The following is a 24,132-nucleotide window of genomic DNA, read 5'->3' as shown; positions in this document are numbered from 1 at the left end:
TTAAAGGATTATTAACTAGCGGCTGCACCAGTTAGAAGTAATTATACCGCAGGCCCCTTCTGTTTACAACATTTTAGAATACTTCATATTGACCTTGGAGTTACTCAAGGGTTTATAATCCATTTATAGTACTAAAACTACAAAAACGGAGGTTTATTATGCAAAGGAATGTAACAATTAAAGACGGCTGGAAGGTTCTTTTTGCCGGCTTATGCATCAACTTGACGTTGGGTGTCCTTTATTCATGGAGTGTTATTAAAAAGGCTCTGGTTCATGATTGGAACTGGACAAATAGCGATGCCTCACTTCCATACTCGGTGGCAATAGTCGTCTGGGCTATTACGTTGCTTTTTGCAGGAAGACTCCAGGATAAAATTGGCCCTCGTAAAGTAGTAACTTTAGGTGCAATTTTTACTGGTACAGGATTAATTCTATCAAGTTTTATACATAGCGTACCACTGCTGATCATAACATTTGGAATACTGGCTGGTGGAGGTATCGGATTTGCTTATGCTTCTGTAACTCCCCCCGCATTGAAATGGTTTCATTCTTCTAAAAAAGGTATGGTAACCGGCATTGTAGTAAGCGGTATGGGATTGGCATCACTATACATTGCCCCCCTTACTACTATGTTATTAGAGAATTATGGCATATCCAGGACTTTTCTTGTATTGGGGATTTTCATCCTCCTCATTGCTACACCTGTAGCCCAATTGATAAATAATCCTCCATCAGGATATGTTGCACCAACACCAGCAAATTTACCGGAAACAAAAACCGTAAAGGTAGTTGCCAAAGACTTCTCTTGGAAAGAAATGGTCAAAACAAAGCAATTCTATTTTTTCTGGCTTATGTTCGCCTTTGCATCTTCAGCTGGTCTAATGATTATAGGCAACATAGCGACAATCGCAAAGACACAGGCAAATTGGGAAAAAGGTTTCTATTTAGTTGGGTTGCTGGCTATATTCAATGCTTGTGGCCGACTTGCAGCTGGTTTTCTTTCTGATAAAATCGGGCGCGTAAGAACGATGATGATTGTCTTTGTACTTCAAGGTGTAAATATGACTTTGTTTGCTGGCTACTCTACACCATTAGCCATATCAATAGGGACAGCCCTTGCAGGTATAGGCTACGGAGCACTGCTCAGCCTCTTCCCTTCAGTAGTGGCAGATTATTACGGAGTCAAAAACTTCGGAGGCAACTACGGCGTATTATATACTGCATGGGGAATCTCCGGTATAATTGGTCCAATCATCGCTGGTATAGTTGTTGACCGAACAGGAGCTTATAATTTGGCCTATATGATCTCGGCAGGTTTGCTTGCAGTTGCGCTTGTACTCGCTTTAATTACAAAGCCAATCAGTACAGCTGCAACAGCAGAAAAGCTTATCGATGAGCAGGTCGCTTAATTTACATAATAAAAGGACAAGTAAATCCAAGGATTTGCCTGTCCTTTTATTATGTCCCATACAAAGCTTAATTCGAAACAAGTCTGAATAAAGTGTATGTCATTTGAAAACTATAGTACTGAGTCAAATTTCTACTATAAGGGGAGTGATTCTATGCTGATGATGCGCAGAAGGCTAATGAAACCCAAAACTATGGGTATGGTAGCAGGTATGATAGGTTTAGGAGCAGCAGCTTCAATGCTCATGAACAAGTCTCGCCAGAAGTAGATAAAGACTTAAAACAAGGGTAGCTTCGGCTACTCTTTTTCTTTGTTATTAAAAAAAATTTAGCTATTAAAGCTAGTCTGCACAAACTGGTTTTAATTTACTTCTATATTATTTCTATTTGCGGATATTGCGATTTTTATAGGGAAAAATAATAAAGCACATCATGCTCAATCAGCTTGAAATCTCTATAAAAACGGAGGTAGTTATGAAAAATTTTTGGGGAATGTTTCAAGATAATGATAACAATAATGAAAAAGAGACAGCAGAGGATGGAAGACTCCAGCTTCGCCAAGAAGAACTGGATGTAAATAAAAGCAGAGTACAGGCAGGGGAAGTAACCTTAAGCAAAGAAGTTGTGGAAGAACAGAAGGCAGTTGATGTCCCAGTTACCCATGAGGAAGTTATTATTGAGAGAAGAACAATAAATAATGAGAGCAGCGATACACCTATCAGTTCCGGAGAAACAATACGTATTCCTGTGAGCAAGGAACAAGTTGATGTTGCTAAGCATACAGTCGTAACCGGTGAAGTATTAGCCCGCAAGCATGAGGTTGAAGAGACAAGACATATAGAGGAAACCCTTAAGAAAGAAGAAGCTCGTATAAATACTGAAGGTGATACAAACGTAGTTACTGATGAATCAACTCAGGATCTTAGTTAATAAATAATGAAAAGAAGCACCTCCATAGCCACTGAGGCTTGTGAGGTGTTTTTTCAAAGAAGTATGGAGGAAACTATGTCAAAGAAAAAGCGTTCCAACAAAACTAAAAACTACAAAAAGCTTAAGCTCCGAGAAGAACAGCTGGAAATCTCTAAAGAATTGATACAGACCGGAAATGTGGATGTCCATAGGGAAGTTATTAACGAGGAAAAGACTATTATCGTGCCCATAACTCGTGAGGAACTTGTAATAGAAAAGAAAACTGCTAATGTTGAGGCTTCCAGTGATAAAAATAGTCATACTGAGGTAATCCGAATCCCTATAAGTGAAGAACGCATAGAAGTTGTCAAGCATCTTGTAAAACTAGAGGATGTTTCTGTTTACAGGCGTCAATTCCAGGAAACCCAACATATTGAAGAGATCCTAAAAAAAGAAAAGCTCCATGTTGAAACCCTTGGAGATGTGAAAGTTCATGATAATGAGTAAATACCATCTAAACATCGTACCCGGCATCTATGTCTTTCACATTTTTTTGCTCTTCCCTAAAAAATGAGGCAGAAACTAAGAATGCCCCCAGAGCTACAACACATCCAGTATATATTGCCATCATAGGAGCTATAAGGTATGCTCCCAGAACAATGCCGAGCCTGCCTAACATGTCTCCGCCACTGAAAGATAACGATCCGAAAGCTATATAAGAAGCCCTTTTATCATCGGGAATAAGCCTCGCCTGTTCTGTCATATGTATTGGCACGCATATCAGCTCTCCTAATACTGCAAACAATCCAAATAACAACACTCCGTACCAGGTGTTGACCACATTTAACGCAGCATAACCCAGCCCGTAAAACATTATCCCAAGTATGTAAGCCTTTGGTTTTGGAACCCGTTCCACCAGGGAACTGATCAGAAAGGTCAAAGAAATAACTACTAGAGTATTTTCAATGGTAATAGCACTCATCATCCGCACTCCGTCTATCTGCAATCCTAAAAAGCTCACAGGATGGAATGTCTCCTTTAGCCGAATACCAATATAATTTGATACGGCAAACTCTGCTGAAAAGAAGAAAATCAACCCTATAACGTACTTTAGATACTTCTTATCTCGGACGGCAGTAGCATAATTCGATAATATATCACGAAATGGGTTTATATGAGTTCTCTCTAGCAGGTTCACCTGATTATCCTTCAAGAAGAATATAAATATCAAGGAAGTAATGGTTAGCGCCAGAGACAGCATTGCGAACAACTCCAGCCGATGATTCTTATACATGAGACCACCGAGAGCAATACCCACAGATACTGAGATATTATCCAGCCAATAGCTGATAACATAGACTCTCTTTCGATTCTCCGTATCTGTAGAGTCGAGAATAAGGGCGTTCATTGCCGGACCACCCATGCTGCTAACTATGCTCCAAATAAGATACAGGGCTGCGAATACGTAGATGAAGTCATTGGAAGGAAGCAAGCATATAGTCATTAATACCATCAGCACCGAACCAGCAATATTCGACGCAACCAATACTGTCTTTCGTCTAGTCCTATCAGCAATATACCCGCCCCAAAGCCTGAAAATAAAACTGGCTAGTGTGGTAACCAATAGAAACGTCCCTGCAAAGACTTTGCCCAAGCGGTCTGAGAAAAACAATGCCATGAAGGGCATTACAGATACATATACAATCCTTGTGTAGAAGGATGTAAACAGCCTCACTTTAATATTTCCCGGTAAATCTTTAAATGTCATAATTACGACCTCTCCCTAAAGTATTACTTTCTATAACTCATAATTTTCTATTAATTTCAAAAAAATACCTCTATAAACTTGTCCCTCTTTTCAGCTTTCGTTCGCAAATTCCGACAAATTCTACCCCGCACGTTCATCTTTTTCCTTTGTCATTGGAACTTATGTACTATACTCTACGTCAAAATAGCATAACAATTAAAAATATTAGGAGGCTTTTAAAATGAGTAAAAAGATTATGTTAATAGCTGCTTTAGCATTTGTATTTACATTTGGAACAATAGCCAGCGGGTTTTCGCTAATTGGCAACGCTGATGACCCGAAAGTGCCGCAGAAAACAATTTCAGTTAGTTCAGAGGGCATCGTAAAAGTGAAACCGGATATGGTTTACATCAATGTTGGTGTTCAAACAGAAAATAAAAGCTCAAAAGTGGCTCAGCAGGAGAATGCAACAAAAATGAATAAGGTTATGCAAGTATTAAAAGATCTTAAAATTGCAGATTCAGATATTAAAACTTCCCAGTATACAATCTATCCCATTGAGACATATTCTGAAAAAGATCAACGTTCCTATGTAACAGGCTATAGAGTAATTAATACTTTGGAAGTAACAATCAGAGATATTTCAAAAGTTGGAGCTGCTATTGATGCAGTAACAGCAAATGAAGCAAACACAGTTTCTAATATCCGCTTTACAGTAGCCGATCCTGATAAATATTATCTGCAGGCTCTCGCGAATGCAACAGTTAAGGCAAAAGCAAAGGCTGATGTATTGGCAAAACAGTTTGGAATTAAGATAGATATGCCATCACAGATTAATGAAACCGGCGGCGGTTACAATCCTCCAATAATGTATACAAGTATGGATAGTGTAAAATCCGGCGTTGCTGCAGCACCTGCGACAAGCATTTCTTCCGGAGAATTGGAAATAAGAGCATCAGTAGGCTTAGTTTACGCATATTAGTAGTCCCACCTATAATAAAGAGCCGATAAATCCATTTTAAGGATTTATCGGCTCTTTTAAAGAACACAGGCTGACACTTATTTATAATGTTATTAATTCATACTCCATAGTACCAAGTCCTATTTCTTCACCATGTTTAAGTCCGGTTTTCCAATCAGTATTGCTGTGAATATGACTGAATTTATCTCCTTGATGATAATGCTTATCCTCCAGAACAGAGCCCTTTACCACTTGCGCAGCATTTACCATATCTACACAGGCTTTATCTAAAGCAATCGGATCAAAGGATGCTGCAATACCAATATCAGGCACTATTGCCAAGTCATTAGTATCCCAGCAATCACAGTACGGTGACACATTCATTATGAAATTTATATGAAATGAAGGTTTCCCATTAATAACAGCATAAGCATATTCTGAAATCTTTTCATTAGCCGTATCAGCCGCTTCATCCCATTTAACTTCAGCTGCATCGAATCTGCATACTGCAACACATTGCCCGCACCCAACACATGCGTCAAAATTGATATCTGCCTTTTTATCAACAAACTTTATAGCCTTTTGAGCGCAGCTTTTTATACATTGTCCGCAGCTTGCACAGTTTTCCTTATTGATTACCGGCTTTGAGGCTGAATGCATTTCAAGCTTTCCCCCTCTTGAACCGGATCCCATCCCAATATTCTTAATTGCTCCTCCAAACCCTGTCATCTCATGACCTTTGAAATGATTCATTGAAACAATTATATCAGCATCAGCTATTGCAGTTCCTATTTTAGCAGTTTTGCAGTGCTTTTGATTAATTTCTATCTCTCTATAATCTGTTCCTTTCAACCCGTCAGCAATTATGACGTTGCAGCCTGTTTGTATACTATTAAAGCCATTTTCCATTGCCGACTGCAAATGGTCTACAGCGTTAGATCTACCTCCGGTATAAAGGGTGTTTGAATCAGTTAAAAATGGCATACCACCTAGTTCCTTTATAATTCTTACAATAACGGCAGCATAATTAGGTCTTATGTATGCGAGATTTCCAGGCTCACCCAAATGGATTTTTATCGCTGTAAACTTGTCTTTAAAATCTATACTACTCATACCCGCTTCTTTTACAACCCTCTCCAGCTTATCGAGTATACCCATCCCAGGTTTAGTTCTCATATTAGTAAAAACAACCTTTGATTTCTTCATTAACCCCATCCTCCGTCTATGAATTGAACTTCTTTATTCTTAATTATTATAACTCTTATAAATGTAAAAATGAAAGCCCTGTCATTCATAATAATAATGGTGTCTCGAACCGAATTCAATTCCTATTCGAGACACTCCTTTTCTAGATTCTAGCACTCTTTTCAAACCATTTTTTCAAGTCTGAATATAAATCAACATAAAGGGGATATATGCTTTTATATCTCTCCACATTTTCACGAATAGGGTTGGTCCTATTTACAACTTTAATCATAGCATTGCACCCTTCATCAACAGTTGCGTACCGTTTAGCGCCAACAGCAGCCAAGATTGCCGCTCCCAATGCCCCCCCTTGATTGGTATTGATTTCTTGAATCTCAAGGGAAAATACATCTGCCAGGATTTGTTTCCATAAAGCACTCTTGGCGCCGCCACCGATAACGCGTACCTGCTTAATTGGAACCTCAAGCTCTTCTAATATTCTTAATGAGTCAAATAATCCAAATGCAACACCCTCCAAGACCGCTCTCGTCATATGCCCTCTCGTTGTCGTCGTTGACATTCCTACAAAGCAGCCTTTTGCATCAGGATCAGAGTAAGGCGTTCTTTCCCCCATAAGATAAGGCAAAAAAACAGTCCGACTACTTCCAGGCTCAGTATTTGCCGCTTCTTCCAGCAATGTGTCAAAGCCAACACTGGGATGAATCGTCTCCGCCCACCATTTCAAACAGTTTGCTGCTGATAGCATTACGCCCATTGAATGATATTTCCCATTGGCATGGCAGAAGGCATGCAACCTATTCTTTTCATCAACCGCAAAGAATTCGTGTGCTGCAAAGACGACACCGGAGGTTCCCAGTGTTATAGAAACAATCCCGTCTTTGACAGTTCCAGTTCCTATCGCACCGGCTGCTTGATCACCTGCGCCTCCGACAACAAGAATCTCGCCCTTTAAACCCAATTCAGCTTTCACCGGCTCCGTAACAACACCTGTCACTTCATAGGATTCATATAGTATAGGCAGCTGCGATTCATTTATCTCCAGAAAGTCTAGCATTTCCTGTGCCCACCGTCTGTTTCTTACATCAAGCAGAAGCATTCCGGAAGCATCGGATACATCCGTGGCGTAATCGCCTGTCAGCATGAACCGAACATAATCCTTTGGCAGCAGAATGTGCCTAATCTTAGCAAAGACCTCCGGTAAATTCTTTTTGACCCATAAAATCTTGGGCGCTGTAAAGCCAGTCAATGCTTTGTTTCCTGTACAGCGACTCAGTTTATCCTGTCCAAAAAAAGCCGTTATTTCATCACATTCCGCCTGTGTTCTCTGATCACACCACAAAATCGCCGGTGTTAAAACCTCATTTTGGGCACCTAATGCGACCAACCCATGCATTTGTCCGCTGAAGCCGATTGCACGCACTTGGTCATTAGGAATATTCAGGTTATGCATCAATTCTTTGATAGCTATAACCGTTTGCTTCCACCAATCAGTTGGGTCTTGCTGTGCCCATTTGTCCTGAGGAAAATATACAGGGTACTCCTTAGTCACATCCCCAAGGATCTCATTATTATCATTTGCAGCTAATACCTTAACGGATGAGGTTCCCAAATCAATACCTAAAAAATACATATTACCCCTCCATCTATATATTTCGCGGAATATATTTTAAACTCTTCACTTATATGATATTTCTGACATAGTTGAATAGCTCTTCAAAGGGCATCAACGCTGCCCCTATTAATGAACCCTTATCCTTCAGAGCTGAGAAGACTACTTTTGTACCTTCATATTCTACAAAGCTGCTCTTCATATGATCTGCACGATTAATCAACTCAAGCATTTCCTTTTCATACTTGCCCAGCTCTCCTCCAATAATCACAAATTCCGGATTCAAGCCTAAGATAATATTTTCTATCCCTACAAAAAGACAATCTATGTACTTTTCGACTGCAGCTTGAACAGCAGGCGTATTGAAGCTTTCTTCAGAAAAAATCTGATCCAAAGAAGCTGTACTTGATCCTGTGAATTCGTGATAGTATCTAAATAGTGCTTTTTTTGAGGCAGTGAGCTCCCAGCAGCCTGTCCGTCCACAGTTGCAATAGCTGCTTTCATCTGAGACCTTCATATGCCCAAACTCCCCAGCCTTCTTTTTTGTGCTTTTATATATATGCTGATCAATTATGATGCCCGTGCCTATGCCTTCCGTGATGGATACATAAACCACATTACGCATGTTTGCAGTCTTTCCCATCTCTATCTCAGCATATGCAGCCACATTTGCCTCGTTTTCAATAAAAACCTTCATTTGTAAGCGATTCTGAAATTCGTTAAAATCAAAATCCCTTACCGCTATATTGGGGGCATTCTCTAAAATAAGCCGATCCTCATCAACCAGCCCAGGCAGCGAAATACCCACGCCGGAAACCTTCTCTTTATCAATATGATTACGTGTCAGCAGATTTTCAATCTCAACCTCCAAGCGCGTTAATAACCTTGAAAAGGAATACACTTTTTCATAGATAAAAGAAGTTTCACCAATGATTGTATTATTCAAATTGATAAGCAATATTCCAACGCTGTCAGGCGAAATGTTTACTCCAACCGAATATCTTGCATTTTCCACAAATTTAAGAATCATAGGCTTTCTTCCGCCAGTTGAGTCACCCACACCTGCTGCTTCAACAAGACCTTCTTCTATCAATTGATTCGTATTGGTAGTTACAGTTGGAATACTTAAATTAAGTGCAGCTGCAATATCTTGTTTCGTTATCTCGCCATATTTCTTAATAATTTTGATAATGTTTGCTCTATTCATTACTTTGATTTGATCCTGACTTAATGTCTCCAATTTAATCATGAATGTAACTCCTTCATATAACGATCCTTCACTTAATAAAGTCAAAGGAATGTGATTAACATAAGCAAATAACTTTCCTTAATCTTAGCATGATGAAAAAACAGATTCAAGCTGCCGGGCTATGCCTTGTAAATATATCGGTTTACAATATCCTCCAGCATTTCCTGACGTCCGGACTGAAGCGCAATATGATCATGCAGGAGTGCATATTCTGCAAGCTCTTCAAAGCTTGTTTTATTTTCTATAATCTTCTTGCCAATGCCTTCTGTAAAGCTTGCATAACGATTGGCCACAAAGTTTTCCAACGCTCCTTCAGTCAGAAGCTTATCGGCTGTCAATAATCCCTTCGCAAAAGTGTCCATGCCAACTATATATGAAATGAATAAATCATCCGGTTGGAAGGATCCTCTTCTCACCTTTGCATCAAAGTTTAGTCCTCCTGGTGCAATTCCTCCATTCTTAAGCACCTCATACATACACATTGTCGCGTCATAGATATTGGTCGGGAATTGATCTGTATCCCAGCCCAGCAGCACATCTCCCTGATTCGCATCAATGCTGCCCAATACCCCATTGACTCTGGACATTACCAATTCATGCTGAAAAGTATGCCCTGCCAGTGTTGCATGATTTGCTTCAATATTCAATTTAAAATCATCAATAAGATTATATTTCCTCAAAAATCCAAGAACTGTCATTGCATCAAAATCGTATTGATGCTTTGTTGGCTCCTTTGGTTTTGGCTCAATCAGAAATTGTCCTTCAAACCCAATCTTTCTTGCATAGTCTTTTGCCATTTTTAGAAATCTGGCAAAGTTGTCATTTTCCAGTGCAACATCAGTATTAAGTAAAGTTTCATAGCCCTCACGGCCACCCCAGAAAACATAGTTTTGCCCACCCAAACGATGTGTAATATCCAATGCCTTCTTCACTTGTGCCGCTGCAAATGCAAATACATCCGCATTTGGAGAAGTGGCTGCACCATGCATGAAGCGCGGATTGCCGAATGCGTTGGTGGTGCCCCATAAACATTTTATTCCTGTTTCTTTCATTTTTTCCTCAATAAGTACAACAATAGTGTCAAGGTAGTCCAGCTTTTCCTGCAGTGAATTCCCTTCAGGTGCAATATCCAAGTCATGAAAACAGAAGAATTCAATCCCCAGCTTCGTCATAAATTCAAATGCCGCTTCAACTCTTGCCTTAGACAATTCGATGCCTTCCAAGCCGTTATAGGCTCTTTCCATTGTCGGCTGGCCAAAGGGATCTGTTCCATTGCCTGTAAATGTATGCCAATAGCTGACCGCAAATCTTAAATGATCTTTCATCCTCTTACCTGCAACAGTGCGATTGGCATCATAATATTTAAAAGCAAGTGGATTGGTTGAATCTGAACCTTCAAATTTGATTTTGTTAATACCTGCAAAGTATTCTTTCATCAATATTGACCTCCATTTTAGTATTATTTTGTATCTTCTTAATGCCTTTAAAAATATTATAAAATATTCCAATTACTTTTTCAACCCGTTTTAATAAGTAATTTAAAATGGGTTGAAAAACCTGCATACCTAGCACTTAATTATTGTATAATTAAGTTAACAGACTGGTATCCAATCTAAATATAAAATTAAAGCGAGGTATAAAAATGAAAGTATTACTTATTAATGGAAGTCCGAAGGCTCAAGGATGCACTTATACAGCCTTATGCGAAGTAGCAAAAGAACTGGAGAAAGGAAATATAGAAACAGAAATCTTTCATGTTGGAAACAAGCCTATCCGCGGTTGTATGGCTTGCGGCGGTTGTTCCAAAGATGACTCTGGAAAATGCGCATTTGACGATGATACTGTAAATATTGCCTTGGAAAAAGCTAAAGGAGCTGATGGTTTTATCTTTGGTTCCCCGGTACATTATGCAGGAGCATCCGGTCTAATAACATCTTTTTTAGATAGATTCTTCTATGCTGGAGATTGCTTTCAATACAAACCCGGTGCTGCAATTGTAAGCTGTCGCCGTGGAGGTTCAACCGCAGCCTTTGAGCAGTTAAATAAATATTTTACTATTTCAAATATGCCTGTTGTATCTTCTCAATATTGGAATATGGTTCATGGGAATACCCCTGAGGAAGTAAAGCAGGATTTAGAAGGAATGCAAACAATGAGAACATTAGGCAAGAATATGGCCTGGCTTTTAAAAAGCATCCAAGCTGGAAAAGAAGCCGGAGTTAAACTCCCGGAAAAAGAGCCGCGAACAGTGACTAATTTTATACGATAATCTTAGAAGAGCCAACAAGAACTGTTGGCTCTTTAATTTAAGAGTGGATAACTATGGTGCGTGACACTTATCTCCTACAATTGAGTATTGTCATAATTTACATAAAAAATAATCCCAGATATTATTTCTGTCATTCGAATTATATATAATGTATCTATTTATTTATAAGGTAGGAGGGCAAATATGAGTATCAGTGAATTCAAGAACAGCGTAAATCTTATTATCAATTTTGTTGCCCGGGTGAATGAAGAGACTATACCCAATGACGTCAAGAAAACTATGATCAGAATTTATGCAAATACCCTCAAAATCAATCTTACTGATAAGATGGTTGACAGCATTATCGAAATCACAGTTGCATGCGCATAGAACTTCTTTCTCACCTGGTTTAATCCTAGCTAAGTATTTATATCCGACTTATAACTTGTTCTCCGCACCGTATTGCATATGTATATAAAGCTAAATATCAATGCTGTTAGTGTACGGTTTAATTTCGTCTTACCTTGCATACTTCCCCAACGCTTATAATAGATATATTTAGTATCTCATTTAATCGTTTAAGGCTTCTAATTTTATTTATAAATTTAATATCGTTCTTTCCAACTGCCTTTTCAATTATTTCCAATATATCTTTTTTTTGATTAGATTTCAACCTAAGATTGTTATTTAGACATTCTCTGTTAATATAGGTTAAAGTAGTCCATATCTGCTCATCTGCTATACTATTTATATCGGTTAAAACCCATGTAAAATCTTTTCTTCTTTTATTTTCAGGGTATGCCGCCTTAAAAAACTCTATAAAGTGATTCACAGGCTTTGGATCCTTTTCTTTAACATACTTTCCAAGCTGTGATCTTAGGCTATTCTTTAGATACATCATTGTATTTGGTTTTATTAAATCTTTTAATCCCTCGATATGCTCATAAATATAATTATATGTATCTTTGATCTGATCCTCGCTTACATTTTCCTTTTTAAGCACCCTTGTCATATCAATATATTCTATAATGTGCTTCTTGCAATCAAGCTCCTTATTATATAGCTTTTCCCAAATTTCAGATGCAGTTAATCCTTCAAATTGGTTGTTATCCACTAATATTTCTTTATCCATATATGTTCCTTACCTTTATTAAATTTTATAGTTCTTATATTGTACCACAAGTTTTATAGTTAATTCGTAAATATATATTAAGATATATAAAACTAGTGCCAGCTACAGCACTTAATTACAAACCCACATTTGCCAGAGCTTGTGAAGTGTTATAAAATAAAGTGTGTAAATAAAGAGCAGGGGGCTGTATTAAATGATAGATCTACATATCCATACAACTTCATCGGACGGTTCAGACGAACCCAAGGATATTCTTATAAAAGCGCAGCAATTAGGTCTAAAATATATATCAATTACAGACCATGACTCTATAGGTGCTTATGAAAAATTGAAGAAAATTAAAATAAGCAACTATTTTAAAGGTAAGATTGTCCCCGGCTGCGAGTTTTCAGTAGTGCATAATGGGAAACCTATAGAAATATTAGGCTATGGGATAGACCTCGAAGCAATAAATTCAACTGGAATCGTTTCAGATGAAAAGTTCCTTGAAAGGGAAAATGAATACCTCAAAAAAATGATGGGTGTCTGCAGAAACCTTAAACTTACATATAGTGATAATCTATCAGTAACAGGTGGTAAATATTTTGCAACACAATTAATGCATTCTGATTTGAGGAAATATCCTGAAAATGAAAGACACTTCACAAAAGAAGTATGGGAAAGTCTTAATGCCTTTTACAGAACATGCGTTAATAATGAAGACAATCCTTTTTTTCTGGACCAGATGAAGAATTATCCTACTGTACTGGATGCTGCTGATCTTATAAAGAAAGCAGGGGGGAAAGCATTCCTTGCGCATCTTTACGTGTATTTTGCAGATGATTATGAGGAATTTCTAAGCTCAATAATATCGTTAAACACACTTGATGGTTTAGAATGTTATCATTCACTTCATACAATGGATAAGACAGAGTATCTCGTAGATTATTGCAATAGACATAAGCTTTATATATCAGGCGGAAGCGATTACCATGGAAAACTTAAACCTAATGTTAAAATTGGGGAAACCATAAGCGGAATAAAAATACCCTATGAAATATTAAAGCCCTGGCTTCCAGGCAATACAATAATATAAATCTTGCCAGTACGGGCACCTACTCTATTTCTTTTAGCCACAGCTTTATTTTTGCTTTTACCTGCTCCGTATCCCTTGATTCATTATTTGTGAAATCTTCGCCTTCAAGCACTTCAGCACCAGGACATGCTTTTTTAAACATATCGAAAAAATCACCGTAATCACTTACATAAGTACAGAACGGGACAACTTTTTTATCCTTAAAATCGTATTGTGCTAAAAATGACATTACAGGCGGTGAAACTGAAAACCACCATACTGGTGAACCAATAAATATCAGGTCATACGTTTCAATATCGGATACAGAATTTTTCAGCTTCGGTTTGTAGCCCTCTTTTACCTGCTTTTTACCTATCTCTTCAATATCAGACCGGTAGTAATTTTCTACAGGCTGTATTTCGAAAACATCTCCACCTGTCATATCATTAATCATATTACCAATCTCACGGGTATGTCCTGTTAATGAGTAATACACTACAAGAACTTTTCCAAATTTGTTTTCCCCGGTTTGGGAAGACTCCAGTCCGGATATGTTCGAATCAGTTGGCATACTATTCTTAGTACTGTTTTCCGCGGCTTCGTAAGGAGCTAGGCTTGATGGACTTGCTGTGGGAGACGTATTGTTGCCCGTGCTACAACCGGAGAGTAATAATGCAGCAAATAAAAACATGTATAAAATTTTAAAAGCTTGTTTTTTCATATGTTACACATCCTTTTCTAGGGACAAGGGGGACAGATACTTATCCATCCTATTTTTTCCCAATCACCATAAAATGCGGACTCATGCCCATTACGCTGGTATCGTTCTTAATTTGATGTATAGTATCTATGGACCAAATAGCATTACAATACTTTGTTATTGCTACAGCTACTAATATACCGCCTTTTTTTAATACTCTATAAGCTTCCCTTAGTACCTTCATTCTATCTTCCCTATCTATCAAGTGATACAATGGACCCATGATAAGAACAACATCTGCACTTTCATTTGCTCTATTTATATTTCTAGCGTCTGCTTCTTCAGCAATAAATTTAGCAGTTTCAGTTTGATTGTTAATGGCATACTCAACAGCTGCAGGGGCCAATTCGAACATATGCACCTCATGTCCTTGTTCAGCTAACCATGCAGAATTCAAGTCGCCCTTTTTCTTTTATCATATTATAAAAATCTTTGACTTCATTATTCATCATATACATCCTTATAATCCTTATGGTAAATTTCATAAATAGTTCTTTTTTTATCCCATATTATACCAGAATACTTAGTCTGTTGCAAATAACTTATCCTAGTCAATTAAAGCTAAAAATTGCCCAACATCATAATCTTGCCAATATAAACCCGCTTCAATAAGTTGTCAGGTTGATCGGTTAACAGCCTGGCACCTGCCTTTGGATACAATTTACATTGACTAGGGTTTATTCGATAAATATAATAAATATTATGTTAAAAATTTAAATATACATGGATAAAGATTATTGGAGATGCCATATTAGGCAACCGTAGAAGAAAGGAATTAATGCTGCTTGTCATTTATTCCGAAACTTTCAGGTCTAGTACAATAATCGGACATAACCCTGGAGAGAACACTTAAATGTGGCATCAAAGAAGCAACTCTTAAGAGGAAACTTTCAGATAAAAGGACAGGGAGTAAAATAGCAATTTTTCGTATGCTGTTTTGCCCTCTGTCCTTTTGTGTCTGCTCTTGGATTGTCTGGGATTGCAACTAATTCATACCGAAAACAAGGTTTAAATCAATTAATACTCAAAGAAAGGATGTAATAATTTTGAAAGCAAACAACACGGCAAATGTAAAATCACTAAAAAAAGAAATCGGCCTAATGGAAGCCATTACAATGGTTGTAGGGGTAGTAATAGGCTCAGGAATTTTCTTTAAGGCGTCTTCAGTATTCAGTAACGCGGGAACCCCAACTTTAGGAATACTCGCATGGATAGTGGGAGGTATAATTACAATAGCTTCTGCACTTACAATAGCGGAGATTGCAGCAGCTATTCCTAAGACAGGCGGCATATTTGTATACTTAAAGGAGCTTTATAGCGAGAAATGGGCTTTCTTATTTGGATGGATGCAGGCAGTTATTTATGTTCCTGGTGTTGCAGCGGCATTATCAATAGTATTTGTAACACAAGCAACGTATTTTATTGCATTAACAGCTGTGCAACAGAAGCTCCTAGCTATTTTCATTATATTTTTTATAACAGTTATAAATATAATTTCAACTAAGCTTGGCAGTAAGGTACAGTTCATAGCCACAATAGGCAAGTTAATTCCGATTTTTGTTATTATTATTTTTGGATTGTTAAAGGGTGAAGCAAACAGCTTTGCAGCAGTATCCTCACAAGCTGGCAGCTCTGTGGGATTAGCAGGCTTTGGAGCAGCTATACTGGGTACTCTGTGGGCTTACGATGGCTGGGTTGGCGTCGGAAATATGGCAGGAGAGCTTAAGAATCCAAAGAAGGATATTCCTAGATCAATAATCATTGGGTTGGCTATTACAATTGCTGTTTACATATTGATAAATATAGCAATTGTAAACATAATGCCTGTTGCACAGGTTATAGCATCTGAAAAGGCAGCCTCCGATGCTGCAGTTATACTGTTTGGTAATTCAGGCGCAGGCTTAATTGCCGTAGGTATTATGATATCTATATTTGGCGCACTTAATGGCTACTTAATGACCGGTGTAAGAGTCCCTTTTGCCATGGCTCAGGACAATCTGTTCCCCTTTGCAAAGTTCTTCGGTAAAATAAGCGACAAATTTGGAACTCCGGTAAACACTTTGCTATTCGAAGCACTGCTGGCATCATTATATGTATTGAGCGGTTCCTTTGAAACGTTGACAAACCTGGCTGTATTTACAATGTGGATATTCTTTGTAATGACAGTAGCGGGCATATTTATTTTAAGGTCAAAGCACAAGAATATCGAGAGACCTTATACCGTCCCCCTATTCCCTATAGTCCCATTTATAGGTATAGCAGGTGGAATATATATACTTATCTGCACACTAGTTACCAGCACATCCTACGCACTATACGGTTTAGCAGTTACCGCTTTGGGACTACCTGTTTATCTATTAATCAAGAAAAGAAATAAATAATTATAAATCCACATGCTGTATCATTCAGCATGTGGATTTATGTATTTTTAAAGTGACCCTTTGTCAATTTATTTCATTTTACTTTCAAAGCAATTTAAATACATACTATTAGTTTAATAATTTAATTAAAGACTCATAAGACAACCCGACTTGATAAACAATTTGTTTGTCTAAGTTTGGGATTTGGAGAAATTTAAATAATTTCCCTGTTTGTCCGCTTTTTATCAACGGACTAACTGAATATGGGGTTTTGTCAATGAATAAGTGTTTTCTAAGATCAAAATTACTTTGTTTCATTTTAATATCATATAAATCCATTCCTAATGCAGATTGGATATTTGAAGCACAAAAAACTCCCTTGCTATTTGAATAATCAATCTCATCTATGCCCAATTCCTTTGCTAATTTTTCCATATCAGCAATAGAACCAGTAAATTCTTTATTTTTTTCTACTCTCAATTTAAACTCGAGTGCTTTATTATACATAATTTTATTCATTACTGCTGCTGCAATATGTTGTTTTATTTCTTCAGATACTTGAGTTATTACTTCAATATTACTATTAATTTCTTCTATTGAAGCGTTCTGTTCTTGAGCCGCTGCAGCTATTAATTGAGTAGTATTTGCAGTTGAGTGTGCCATTTCTTGATTCTTTTGAGTAATACTCAATACTGCTTGGCTATTATTAACAGTATTCTCCAAAAGGTTCTGGATATCTTGAGTCTGTTTTGCGGTTTGTTTAAAGGTTTCTATTATTCTTTTAATCAAATCACCTGCAGATTTAGAAACACTAACTCCTTCAGTTACTAAATCTGTAACCTGATAAAAGGATTTTGATGAGGAATCAATGTCGCTCTGAATTTCTCGAATTATATCACCAATTTTTGAGGCTGCACTGTTGGATTGTTCTGCTAATTTACGAACTTCATCCGCCACCACTGCAAAGCCTTTGCCATGTTCACCAGCCCGAGCTGCTTCAATAGCTGCATTTAATGCAAGCAGGTTTGTCTGACTGGCAATATTGGTGATAGCAGAGATTATTTCATCTATCTGTTGTGATTTTTTAGAAAGGGTATTGATTTTCAAGGTCGTCTGCTCTGTAGTTTTTTTAATTTGCTGCATGGTTTCAACTACTTTTTCAACTTCACTTCCTGCATCAACAGAAATTTTGGTTGCGTTCTGTGTTTCTTGATTGGCACTATTGGCAAATTCAGACGCACTAGAAATCATATCTGTAATATCATTTGAATTGTCCGTTACCTGCTTAACAATATTTAGTTGCTTATTATTTTCCTCAACTATGTTTTGAGTATTGATGGCAATATGTTCTGCAGCTTTCCCACTCTCTATAGTTCCATTCTTGATGTTTTCCAAAGTATGATTTAAGTTCAAGGCATTTTCTAGAATCTGCTTCAAAGAGTTCTTCAGTTCATGATCTTCCAAAATAATATTCACATTTTGTTTCTGAAGATTATTTTTAAGTCGATTCTGCATAGATAAATTTTCTTTTAGAAAAAGAATAAAACCCAACCATAAAAACATAGCATTGATTATTCCAAATAATAAAAGTGATTTATTATCCTTTAACCCAGTAAGCGTAGTGATTACATAAGATAAAACCAAGGAAATAACGATAATCAAATTCTTTTTCAAAAATAATTCCCCCATATTTCTTTTCTTAATTTTAACCTTTTAATGATTTGGGTATATTCTTTTTTCAATTAAAGTGTTGACGCTTATACCTGATAGTCTTGTGACATCTAAAATGCTCTTTGAGTTATTTTCAGAATATTCCTACTAAATTTAGTGATACTACTATTTTATACTAATTTATGGTATTTTTCTACACCAATATCTAAAGCTTCCTTTTTAATATCAAGTTTTTCATTAACTTATACCCTTATCCCGCTCTTAATAATAGAAGCAAAATGTGTTTGTTCGATAGCCTCACTACTATCCAAATAAACTAACCCAGGATAATGATTAGCAGATATACAGTCGTTTAGGACTGTATGAGAACAAATAACTACCTCCTTGATTTTGGGCGTGAAAAAACCCGCCGTTTTAGACGGGTTGGGATAGGTATTAAAAACTAGTGCCAGCTACAGCACTTAAGAACTTATCTATTGCAATTGAAACAATATGTTCTTTTGTTCTGTACCTGGCATCATGATTGATATTTCTATTGGAATATCGATTGCTTGGTAAGGTTGATAATATTTATTTCATGAGTCGCAGCATCAGAAAATACGGAATAACCTATCCTCTTCAGGTCTGCAACCTTTACATAAATGTATCCGTCAATTTTGTTAGCGGCTAGCTCAATGGTTTCTCCATCTTTTTTTATCAGGCCAGTCTGGTTTTTCTCATCCCAGCTAATCTGTGTTCCCAACACTCTGTTGATTGTGGTTAAAGAAACATACGTGTCGCCTTCTACAATATGATATGTTATTTCTATATCTGAAGTCTTCTTGTCGCTGTATGTAATGCTTGCTTTCTTAGTCTTTAGGTTTATTTTCACAGTATCGACTTGAGGCGGAAGAACAGATGCTATAATTGGCTGCACGCCCTCAATCGTGGTTGTTTGGGAAGGTTTATCAATCGAAAAAGCATCCAACTTCGTTATTTGTGAAGTTTCCTTTAAATTGAAAAGCATTTTACCTTCATATTCAATGTTCAATTCAGTTGCTGTCTTGTAGGTATTATCATTTTCTTTTTCCATATAGTTGCTTAGAACTGAACCTTCAATACTCTTAAATATCCTATCAACAGACTCATCGTTTTTCAGCTCATCTATTTCTTCTGGAGTTATTTGCTTGATTCCACTTCTGAAATCTTCTAAGCCGGACAAAAGTTCCTCTTTGTCTAAACTTGAGTCATCAAATGCGTCAGCTAAATATGCAATATCTTTCTCAGGCATTGAATTAATCTTTGTGGATATTTTTTCAACTATATTGTCAATATTTGCAATAGTATATTCTGTAAACTTAATAATTAATGATTTTATATCTTTGGCTTCAAGTCTTAATTCATAGCCATTGCCCTTCTTGTTTACCATGCCAGTAGAATAATTCGAGTATGCTTCTTTGAATAAGTCAGTAAATTCGCTTAGCATTCTTATCAATCCTTCAGTATTTGAAAGGTCTGTGGTGTGATCTAGAATGTCGCCTTCAAAGTCTGAGTCAATTTGAAGATAATCAACCTTTGCGATAAGTGTGTTGATAACCTTTTCCTCAGAAGGCTTTGCTGCTAAAATATAAGGCTTCAAAAATATGAGGCAGCCCCTCAAATTCAAATACATTACTTTGTCGTTACCTATAATTGTAGTGATTTTCTTGTACTCAGCCTCGCCTTTCTTACGAAAATCAATCTTAAGCTCGTACGCTAAAGGGTTCTTTGACACTCTAGCTGTGTATTTGATATCAAAGCCTGAAGCAAACAGCTCTTCCATAATTTGCATTTCGGATGGGGTACTATACTTCATTTCATTAACCAATTCACTTCCCAATTCTATTGAAACAGTTCCACTTGTTTCGATAGCGTTCATCTGATTAATCTTTTTACTTAAGGAATAGAACTCCAATTCATCAATTGAACAGCCTACCGTTAAGAGGAGTATAGCCATAGTCATTAGAATTGATAAACCTGTCTTAAATATTCTAAAATTCATGTAAAGCCTCCTAAATTTCATTTAGAATTTATTCTTCAATCAATATTGTTAATGTAATAATACCTTTTTTCTACATATTTAGCAATATTGTTCTGGTATTGCTGTAGCAATCCGAGAGCAGCGGTTAAGTGCCATGCCAGCCTGTCAACTTTTCGACTTAATTACTATATAACCTCTAACTTTCAAAATGATTTCTTAAAATAGAACTGCTCAAAAGCATTGTTATCTATTGCTTTTGAGCAGTTTTCCTGGCGCCATAGTTTTCAGCCAAGTTTTTATTCTTCAAAACTATCGATTTGTTCCGATTCAGTTCCGAAGTAATCCTGATATGTTCCGTAATCATCATTCCTGTGTACCCTGGTATAACCGAACATGTAATGGAAATGTCCGTCATTTATTGAAGTTATACCATAAAAATAATGTACGTGACCACCTCTGAAAGGTATGGGAGGGCTTGTTCTGATCCTGAAACGATGTCTGTGTCTCTGTCTAAAGTCGGTATTGCCTGCCATAATGTGAGTGTGTCTGGGGGTATCCGGATTCTCGCTGGTAGTGCCCATAAACCTGTGCCGGTGCTGATCTTCTATGGTTGTTCTTCCATTAAACAAATGATCATGCAATTCTCTTGGCATATAATCACCTCATTACTAAGATATTCATATTAAGGCGATTCAGTGCTACATTTATTTAATTTACTGATTAACACTACTGCAATATTGTATAATCCTTAGCCACTTGTGATACTGTTCACCGTACCATTATAACGGCGGTTTAGAATAAGTGCTGTGCCTGACACCTTACCCCACTTTATTTTCCTAAGCGTGCTCTTTCCAAAGCTTCTAGATCAAACTTTTTCATTTTTAGAAAAGCTTCTGTAACTCTTTGAACTTCATCCTTTGAGCCATGAAACAAAACATCATCAAGGTTTGAAGGTACAATCTGCCATGAAACACCAAACTTGTCCTTAACCCATCCGCATTGTTCTGCCTCAGGAACAGCTGAAAGCTTATCCCAAAAATAATCAATTTCTTTTTGGTCTTTGCAATTTACCATAAGCGAAAATGCCTCATTAAAACTGAAATCGACATCAAAAGCATTATCCATAGCTGAAAAATCAATACCGCTAAGCTTGAAGGCCACAAAATTTACCTTCGCCTTTGATGACATTGCTTCACCTTCGCCATATTTGCTAATCATTCTTATCTCGGAGTCTTCAAAAACCTCAGTGTAGTACTTTATTGCTTCCTCCGCTTTCCCACACGCAACATTTGAGAAAAGAATGTTAGGCGTTATCTTTTGAATTCCTTCGACCCCTTCAAGAAGCATTAACTGCCAGGACAAACCATAACGATCCTGAATCCATCCGTACCACTTGTTAAAAGGGTATTCACCGAGCGGCATCAATTCCGTACCACCTTCCGACAGCGCTTTCCACTTTGTATTCACTTCTTCAACAGTGGTACATGCTACCATTAAAGAAATCGATGGGTTGAATCTGAAATAAGGACCTGCACTTATTGCTGAGAATGTCTGTCCGGCTAGTTCAAAATTAACAATTTCTGTGTCTCCCGAAGGGGTGTTCCCTATAACTGTCGCATTTATAAGCATAGATTGGTCAAATAAGTTGATATAAAACAATGCTGCTTCCTTAGCCTCTTTGTCATACCATAAATGAGGAACTATTTTTTGCATAATTAGTCTCCTTTCCGAATAGTTGTAGTTATTATCCTCTAAATTCAACCAATTCTCCGTCGGGACCGACAAATACTACTCTGCGCCAGCCTTCTTCTTTTGGCTCTCTTGCTCCAGCCGGGTGAGGCTCGGTATCAACCGGAATGCCAGCATTCTTTAGCCGGGTGTAGTCTTCGTCGAAGTTATCGCTCTCAATACAGAAATGAAATCCTTGATTTGTTGGGCCAGTCGGCATATGTATCAACTCTAAAATGGTATCGCCCAGTTTAAGATAAACTATTTTTTCTATTGTGGGCACAGGTACATCATTTTCATAATATTTTTTGAAGCCAAAGTGCTCTTCATAAAAATATACAGATTTGGCGCGGTCCTTGACAATAAATGCTATATGGTCGATACGTTTAAACATAGGTTATTCCTCCAAATAATAGTTTTGCTTAAATTATTTTACCACATTCTGCGACATCTATTAACATGAATGTAATGGGTAATGCACCACAATCTAAACCTATTAGGGCACCCTCTTGCGTGCACCTTACAATCTTGGTTCTGCAAATAATAGAATAAAGGTCAATCTTCAATATTGAATACTGACCTTTACCTCTTATAATTTAATATAACCCTATTTATGGTACGGTTCACCGTTCCTTTGTATCGGCGATTTTTAATTAAGTTCTTTGTTCGGTGCCTAGGACTATAATTTCTTTATTTAATAACCCTTTTAGCCGTATAATAAACTCTTTCATAATATCCCGACATCAGTGTTGTTTTCTTCACCACGTCTCCTGTTTGAGGAGCGTGCACAAACTCACCATTCCCTACAAATATTCCTACGTGGTTTACATTCTTCCCGTCTCTTGCAAAAAATACCAAATCGCCATATGCTAATTCTTCTTTCGATACATAAGTTCCGACTTCTGCCTGAGACTTTGCTACTCTTGGCAACGATATGCCAAGCTTGCCATACAAGGAATACACCAACCCGGAACAGTCATAACTATCAGGTCCTGTTCCACCCCACTGATAGGGCTTGCCCATCTCTTGGGAAATAAGCTTTGCTAATTTCAAATTCATATCGCTTTCTCGTCTGCTTGTCCCATCTCGTGACGCGATTAAATTATTCGGAGATGCCAAAACTTTTTCATGCATTCTATTCGCAAGAACTATCGCTTGTTCCCTGGATGTATTTCCTCTGGGGCCAAACAGATTGTCCCCAACTCCATTTATAACTTCTATTCCATACAAATAACTTACTGCTTCCCGTGCCCAGGATGAAATCGTATCATAATCTGCAAATATGTGGTCGTATGAATCTGAATAGCCATATCCGGGTCTTGCTGCTTGCAGTGTACGATATAACATCACGCTGATTTCCTGACGGGTTATCACATCGTTGGGAGCAAATTTTCCATCCCCTATGCCATTAACTATTCCTAAACTATTTGCTATCCTGACTTTTATATTTTGCGTATCAGTAAAGGGATTTTCTCCCTGCAGTATACCTTCTTTTCCACTCAAAGCTTCATATAAATTTACAGCAACCTCACCAAACTCTTCTCTGGTTATATTTCTCCTATATTCCCCTTGAAGCTTTTCCGAAAGTAGATTCACTTCTATTGCTTTAGCAATTTCTGCTTTCGCCCAATTACTTGGAATATCTTCATTGCTTTGTGATATAGCTGAATCAGCATATGTAATGTTTGCAGTCATTGCAATAGCCATAATTATAAATACAAAAATTAAGCTATATTTACTACATCTTTTTCTCATCCTTTACTTCATCCTTTCATGGGAGCCTGAGTATGGAAATTATGTCAAAACAATAGCTCATATTTTCTTATTTACATAATATCATAAAATTTCATTGTATGGGTTGGCTTCATTATTCCATATCTGTTACAAAGTGCCAGGCACCTTAGCTTGACAGTTATGTTTTTTGCTTTCATCAATAACTGCTTAACTGCCATGCCAGGGAAACCGCTGAAAAATGCGTAGCCTAGAATAAATATACAAATGTACTACAAATTATGCAATAGCCCAAAGGCATTTAAGATACATAATCTTCTTAAATGCCTTTAAATCCCCATAAAATGCTTAGATTTCAACT

The 24,132-nt window shown here is 37.3% G+C and carries 22 protein-coding genes and 1 riboswitch; of the genes, 8 read left to right on the top strand and 14 right to left on the bottom strand.

The features are described 5' to 3' along the window. The first annotated feature begins 158 nt into the window (after positions 1 to 158). From VEB00_01560 to VEB00_01550, 3 genes are all read left to right on the top strand, one after another. A complete protein-coding gene (locus VEB00_01560) occupies positions 159 to 1,409 on the top strand; it encodes an OFA family MFS transporter (protein HYF81704.1) in 1,251 nt (416 codons plus the stop codon). 472 nt (positions 1,410 to 1,881) lie between these two features. Beyond that, positions 1,882 to 2,337 carry a YsnF/AvaK domain-containing protein gene (locus tag VEB00_01555; GenBank protein ID HYF81703.1) on the top strand — a complete coding sequence of 152 codons (456 nt, stop codon included), beginning with the start codon at positions 1,882 to 1,884 and terminating at the stop codon, positions 2,335 to 2,337. A 75-nt stretch (positions 2,338 to 2,412) separates the two neighbouring features. Further along, positions 2,413 to 2,823, top strand: a complete 411-nt coding sequence (locus tag VEB00_01550; protein HYF81702.1) for a YsnF/AvaK domain-containing protein — start codon at positions 2,413 to 2,415, stop codon at positions 2,821 to 2,823. Positions 2,824 to 2,830: 7 nt separating this feature from the next. Here the strand turns inward: VEB00_01550 and VEB00_01545 are convergent, their stop codons facing one another. Further along, positions 2,831 to 4,084 (bottom strand): MFS transporter, encoded by a 1,254-nt coding sequence (locus tag VEB00_01545; protein ID HYF81701.1) that lies wholly within the window; start codon positions 4,082 to 4,084, stop codon positions 2,831 to 2,833. A gap of 220 nt (positions 4,085 to 4,304) precedes the next feature. Here VEB00_01545 and VEB00_01540 point away from each other — a divergent pair, with 220 nt between their 5' ends. Further along, positions 4,305 to 5,045, top strand: coding sequence for an SIMPL domain-containing protein (locus VEB00_01540; GenBank protein ID HYF81700.1), 741 nt, complete (start codon positions 4,305 to 4,307; stop codon positions 5,043 to 5,045). An 81-nt stretch (positions 5,046 to 5,126) separates the two neighbouring features. Here VEB00_01540 and VEB00_01535 read toward each other — a convergent pair whose 3' ends face one another. From VEB00_01535 to xylA, 4 genes are all read right to left on the bottom strand, one after another. Continuing rightward, positions 5,127 to 6,230: a DUF362 domain-containing protein gene (locus tag VEB00_01535; protein HYF81699.1), complete on the bottom strand. Its 1,104-nt coding sequence runs from the start codon at positions 6,228 to 6,230 to the stop codon at positions 5,127 to 5,129. A 142-nt stretch (positions 6,231 to 6,372) separates the two neighbouring features. Next, positions 6,373 to 7,860 carry a xylulokinase gene (gene xylB, locus VEB00_01530; GenBank protein ID HYF81698.1) on the bottom strand — a complete coding sequence of 496 codons (1,488 nt, stop codon included), beginning with the start codon at positions 7,858 to 7,860 and terminating at the stop codon, positions 6,373 to 6,375. A gap of 49 nt (positions 7,861 to 7,909) precedes the next feature. After that, on the bottom strand, positions 7,910 to 9,088 hold the full coding sequence (locus VEB00_01525; protein HYF81697.1) for an ROK family transcriptional regulator: 1,179 nt from the start codon (positions 9,086 to 9,088) through the stop codon (positions 7,910 to 7,912). 119 nt (positions 9,089 to 9,207) lie between these two features. Next, a complete protein-coding gene (xylA, locus tag VEB00_01520; GenBank protein ID HYF81696.1) occupies positions 9,208 to 10,524 on the bottom strand; it encodes a xylose isomerase in 1,317 nt (438 codons plus the stop codon). 206 nt (positions 10,525 to 10,730) lie between these two features. Here xylA and VEB00_01515 point away from each other — a divergent pair, with 206 nt between their 5' ends. Beyond that, a complete protein-coding gene (locus VEB00_01515; protein HYF81695.1) occupies positions 10,731 to 11,357 on the top strand; it encodes a flavodoxin family protein in 627 nt (208 codons plus the stop codon). 183 nt (positions 11,358 to 11,540) lie between these two features. Then, complete coding sequence (locus VEB00_01510) at positions 11,541 to 11,726, top strand: hypothetical protein (GenBank protein HYF81694.1); 186 nt, start codon at positions 11,541 to 11,543, stop codon at positions 11,724 to 11,726. Between the two features lie 118 nt (positions 11,727 to 11,844). Here the strand turns inward: VEB00_01510 and VEB00_01505 are convergent, their stop codons facing one another. Further along, entirely contained in the window at positions 11,845 to 12,468 is a 624-nt protein-coding gene (locus tag VEB00_01505) for a hypothetical protein (GenBank protein HYF81693.1), read from the bottom strand. Between the two features lie 193 nt (positions 12,469 to 12,661). On the opposite strand from VEB00_01505, the gene VEB00_01500 reads away from it, so the two are divergent. Beyond that, positions 12,662 to 13,543, top strand: coding sequence for a PHP domain-containing protein (locus tag VEB00_01500; protein ID HYF81692.1), 882 nt, complete (start codon positions 12,662 to 12,664; stop codon positions 13,541 to 13,543). 19 nt (positions 13,544 to 13,562) lie between these two features. On the opposite strand, the gene VEB00_01495 is transcribed toward VEB00_01500, so the two are convergent. Together VEB00_01495 and VEB00_01490 are read right to left on the bottom strand one after the other, a co-directional pair. Beyond that, the gene (locus VEB00_01495) at positions 13,563 to 14,243 is read right to left on the bottom strand and encodes a flavodoxin (protein ID HYF81691.1); all 681 of its coding nucleotides are present in this window, start codon (positions 14,241 to 14,243) and stop codon (positions 13,563 to 13,565) included. 49 nt (positions 14,244 to 14,292) lie between these two features. Then, complete coding sequence (locus VEB00_01490; GenBank protein HYF81690.1) at positions 14,293 to 14,679, bottom strand: class I SAM-dependent methyltransferase; 387 nt, start codon at positions 14,677 to 14,679, stop codon at positions 14,293 to 14,295. Positions 14,680 to 15,108: 429 nt separating this feature from the next. Further along, positions 15,109 to 15,198, top strand: a riboswitch (glycine riboswitch). Between the two features lie 184 nt (positions 15,199 to 15,382). Between VEB00_01490 and VEB00_01485 the strand changes: the two genes are divergently transcribed. After that, positions 15,383 to 16,663: an amino acid permease gene (locus VEB00_01485; GenBank protein HYF81689.1), complete on the top strand. Its 1,281-nt coding sequence runs from the start codon at positions 15,383 to 15,385 to the stop codon at positions 16,661 to 16,663. Between the two features lie 108 nt (positions 16,664 to 16,771). On the opposite strand, the gene VEB00_01480 is transcribed toward VEB00_01485, so the two are convergent. The 6 genes from VEB00_01480 to VEB00_01455 form a co-directional block, all read right to left on the bottom strand. Then, complete coding sequence (locus tag VEB00_01480) at positions 16,772 to 18,316, bottom strand: methyl-accepting chemotaxis protein (protein HYF81688.1); 1,545 nt, start codon at positions 18,314 to 18,316, stop codon at positions 16,772 to 16,774. A gap of 529 nt (positions 18,317 to 18,845) precedes the next feature. After that, positions 18,846 to 20,333 (bottom strand): stalk domain-containing protein, encoded by a 1,488-nt coding sequence (locus VEB00_01475; protein ID HYF81687.1) that lies wholly within the window; start codon positions 20,331 to 20,333, stop codon positions 18,846 to 18,848. A gap of 275 nt (positions 20,334 to 20,608) precedes the next feature. Further along, positions 20,609 to 20,965, bottom strand: coding sequence for a YmaF family protein (locus tag VEB00_01470; GenBank protein HYF81686.1), 357 nt, complete (start codon positions 20,963 to 20,965; stop codon positions 20,609 to 20,611). A gap of 175 nt (positions 20,966 to 21,140) precedes the next feature. After that, complete coding sequence (locus VEB00_01465) at positions 21,141 to 22,025, bottom strand: VOC family protein (GenBank protein ID HYF81685.1); 885 nt, start codon at positions 22,023 to 22,025, stop codon at positions 21,141 to 21,143. A gap of 31 nt (positions 22,026 to 22,056) precedes the next feature. Further along, positions 22,057 to 22,434: a VOC family protein gene (locus VEB00_01460; GenBank protein ID HYF81684.1), complete on the bottom strand. Its 378-nt coding sequence runs from the start codon at positions 22,432 to 22,434 to the stop codon at positions 22,057 to 22,059. A 296-nt stretch (positions 22,435 to 22,730) separates the two neighbouring features. Beyond that, on the bottom strand, positions 22,731 to 23,795 hold the full coding sequence (locus tag VEB00_01455) for an NlpC/P60 family protein (protein HYF81683.1): 1,065 nt from the start codon (positions 23,793 to 23,795) through the stop codon (positions 22,731 to 22,733). Positions 23,796 to 24,132 lie beyond the last annotated feature (337 nt).

The sequence above is a fragment of the Clostridia bacterium genome (assembly GCA_035628995.1).
Taxonomy (GTDB): domain Bacteria; phylum Bacillota; class Clostridia; order Lutisporales; family Lutisporaceae; genus BRH-c25.
This window is presented reverse-complemented; position numbering and strand designations above follow the sequence as displayed.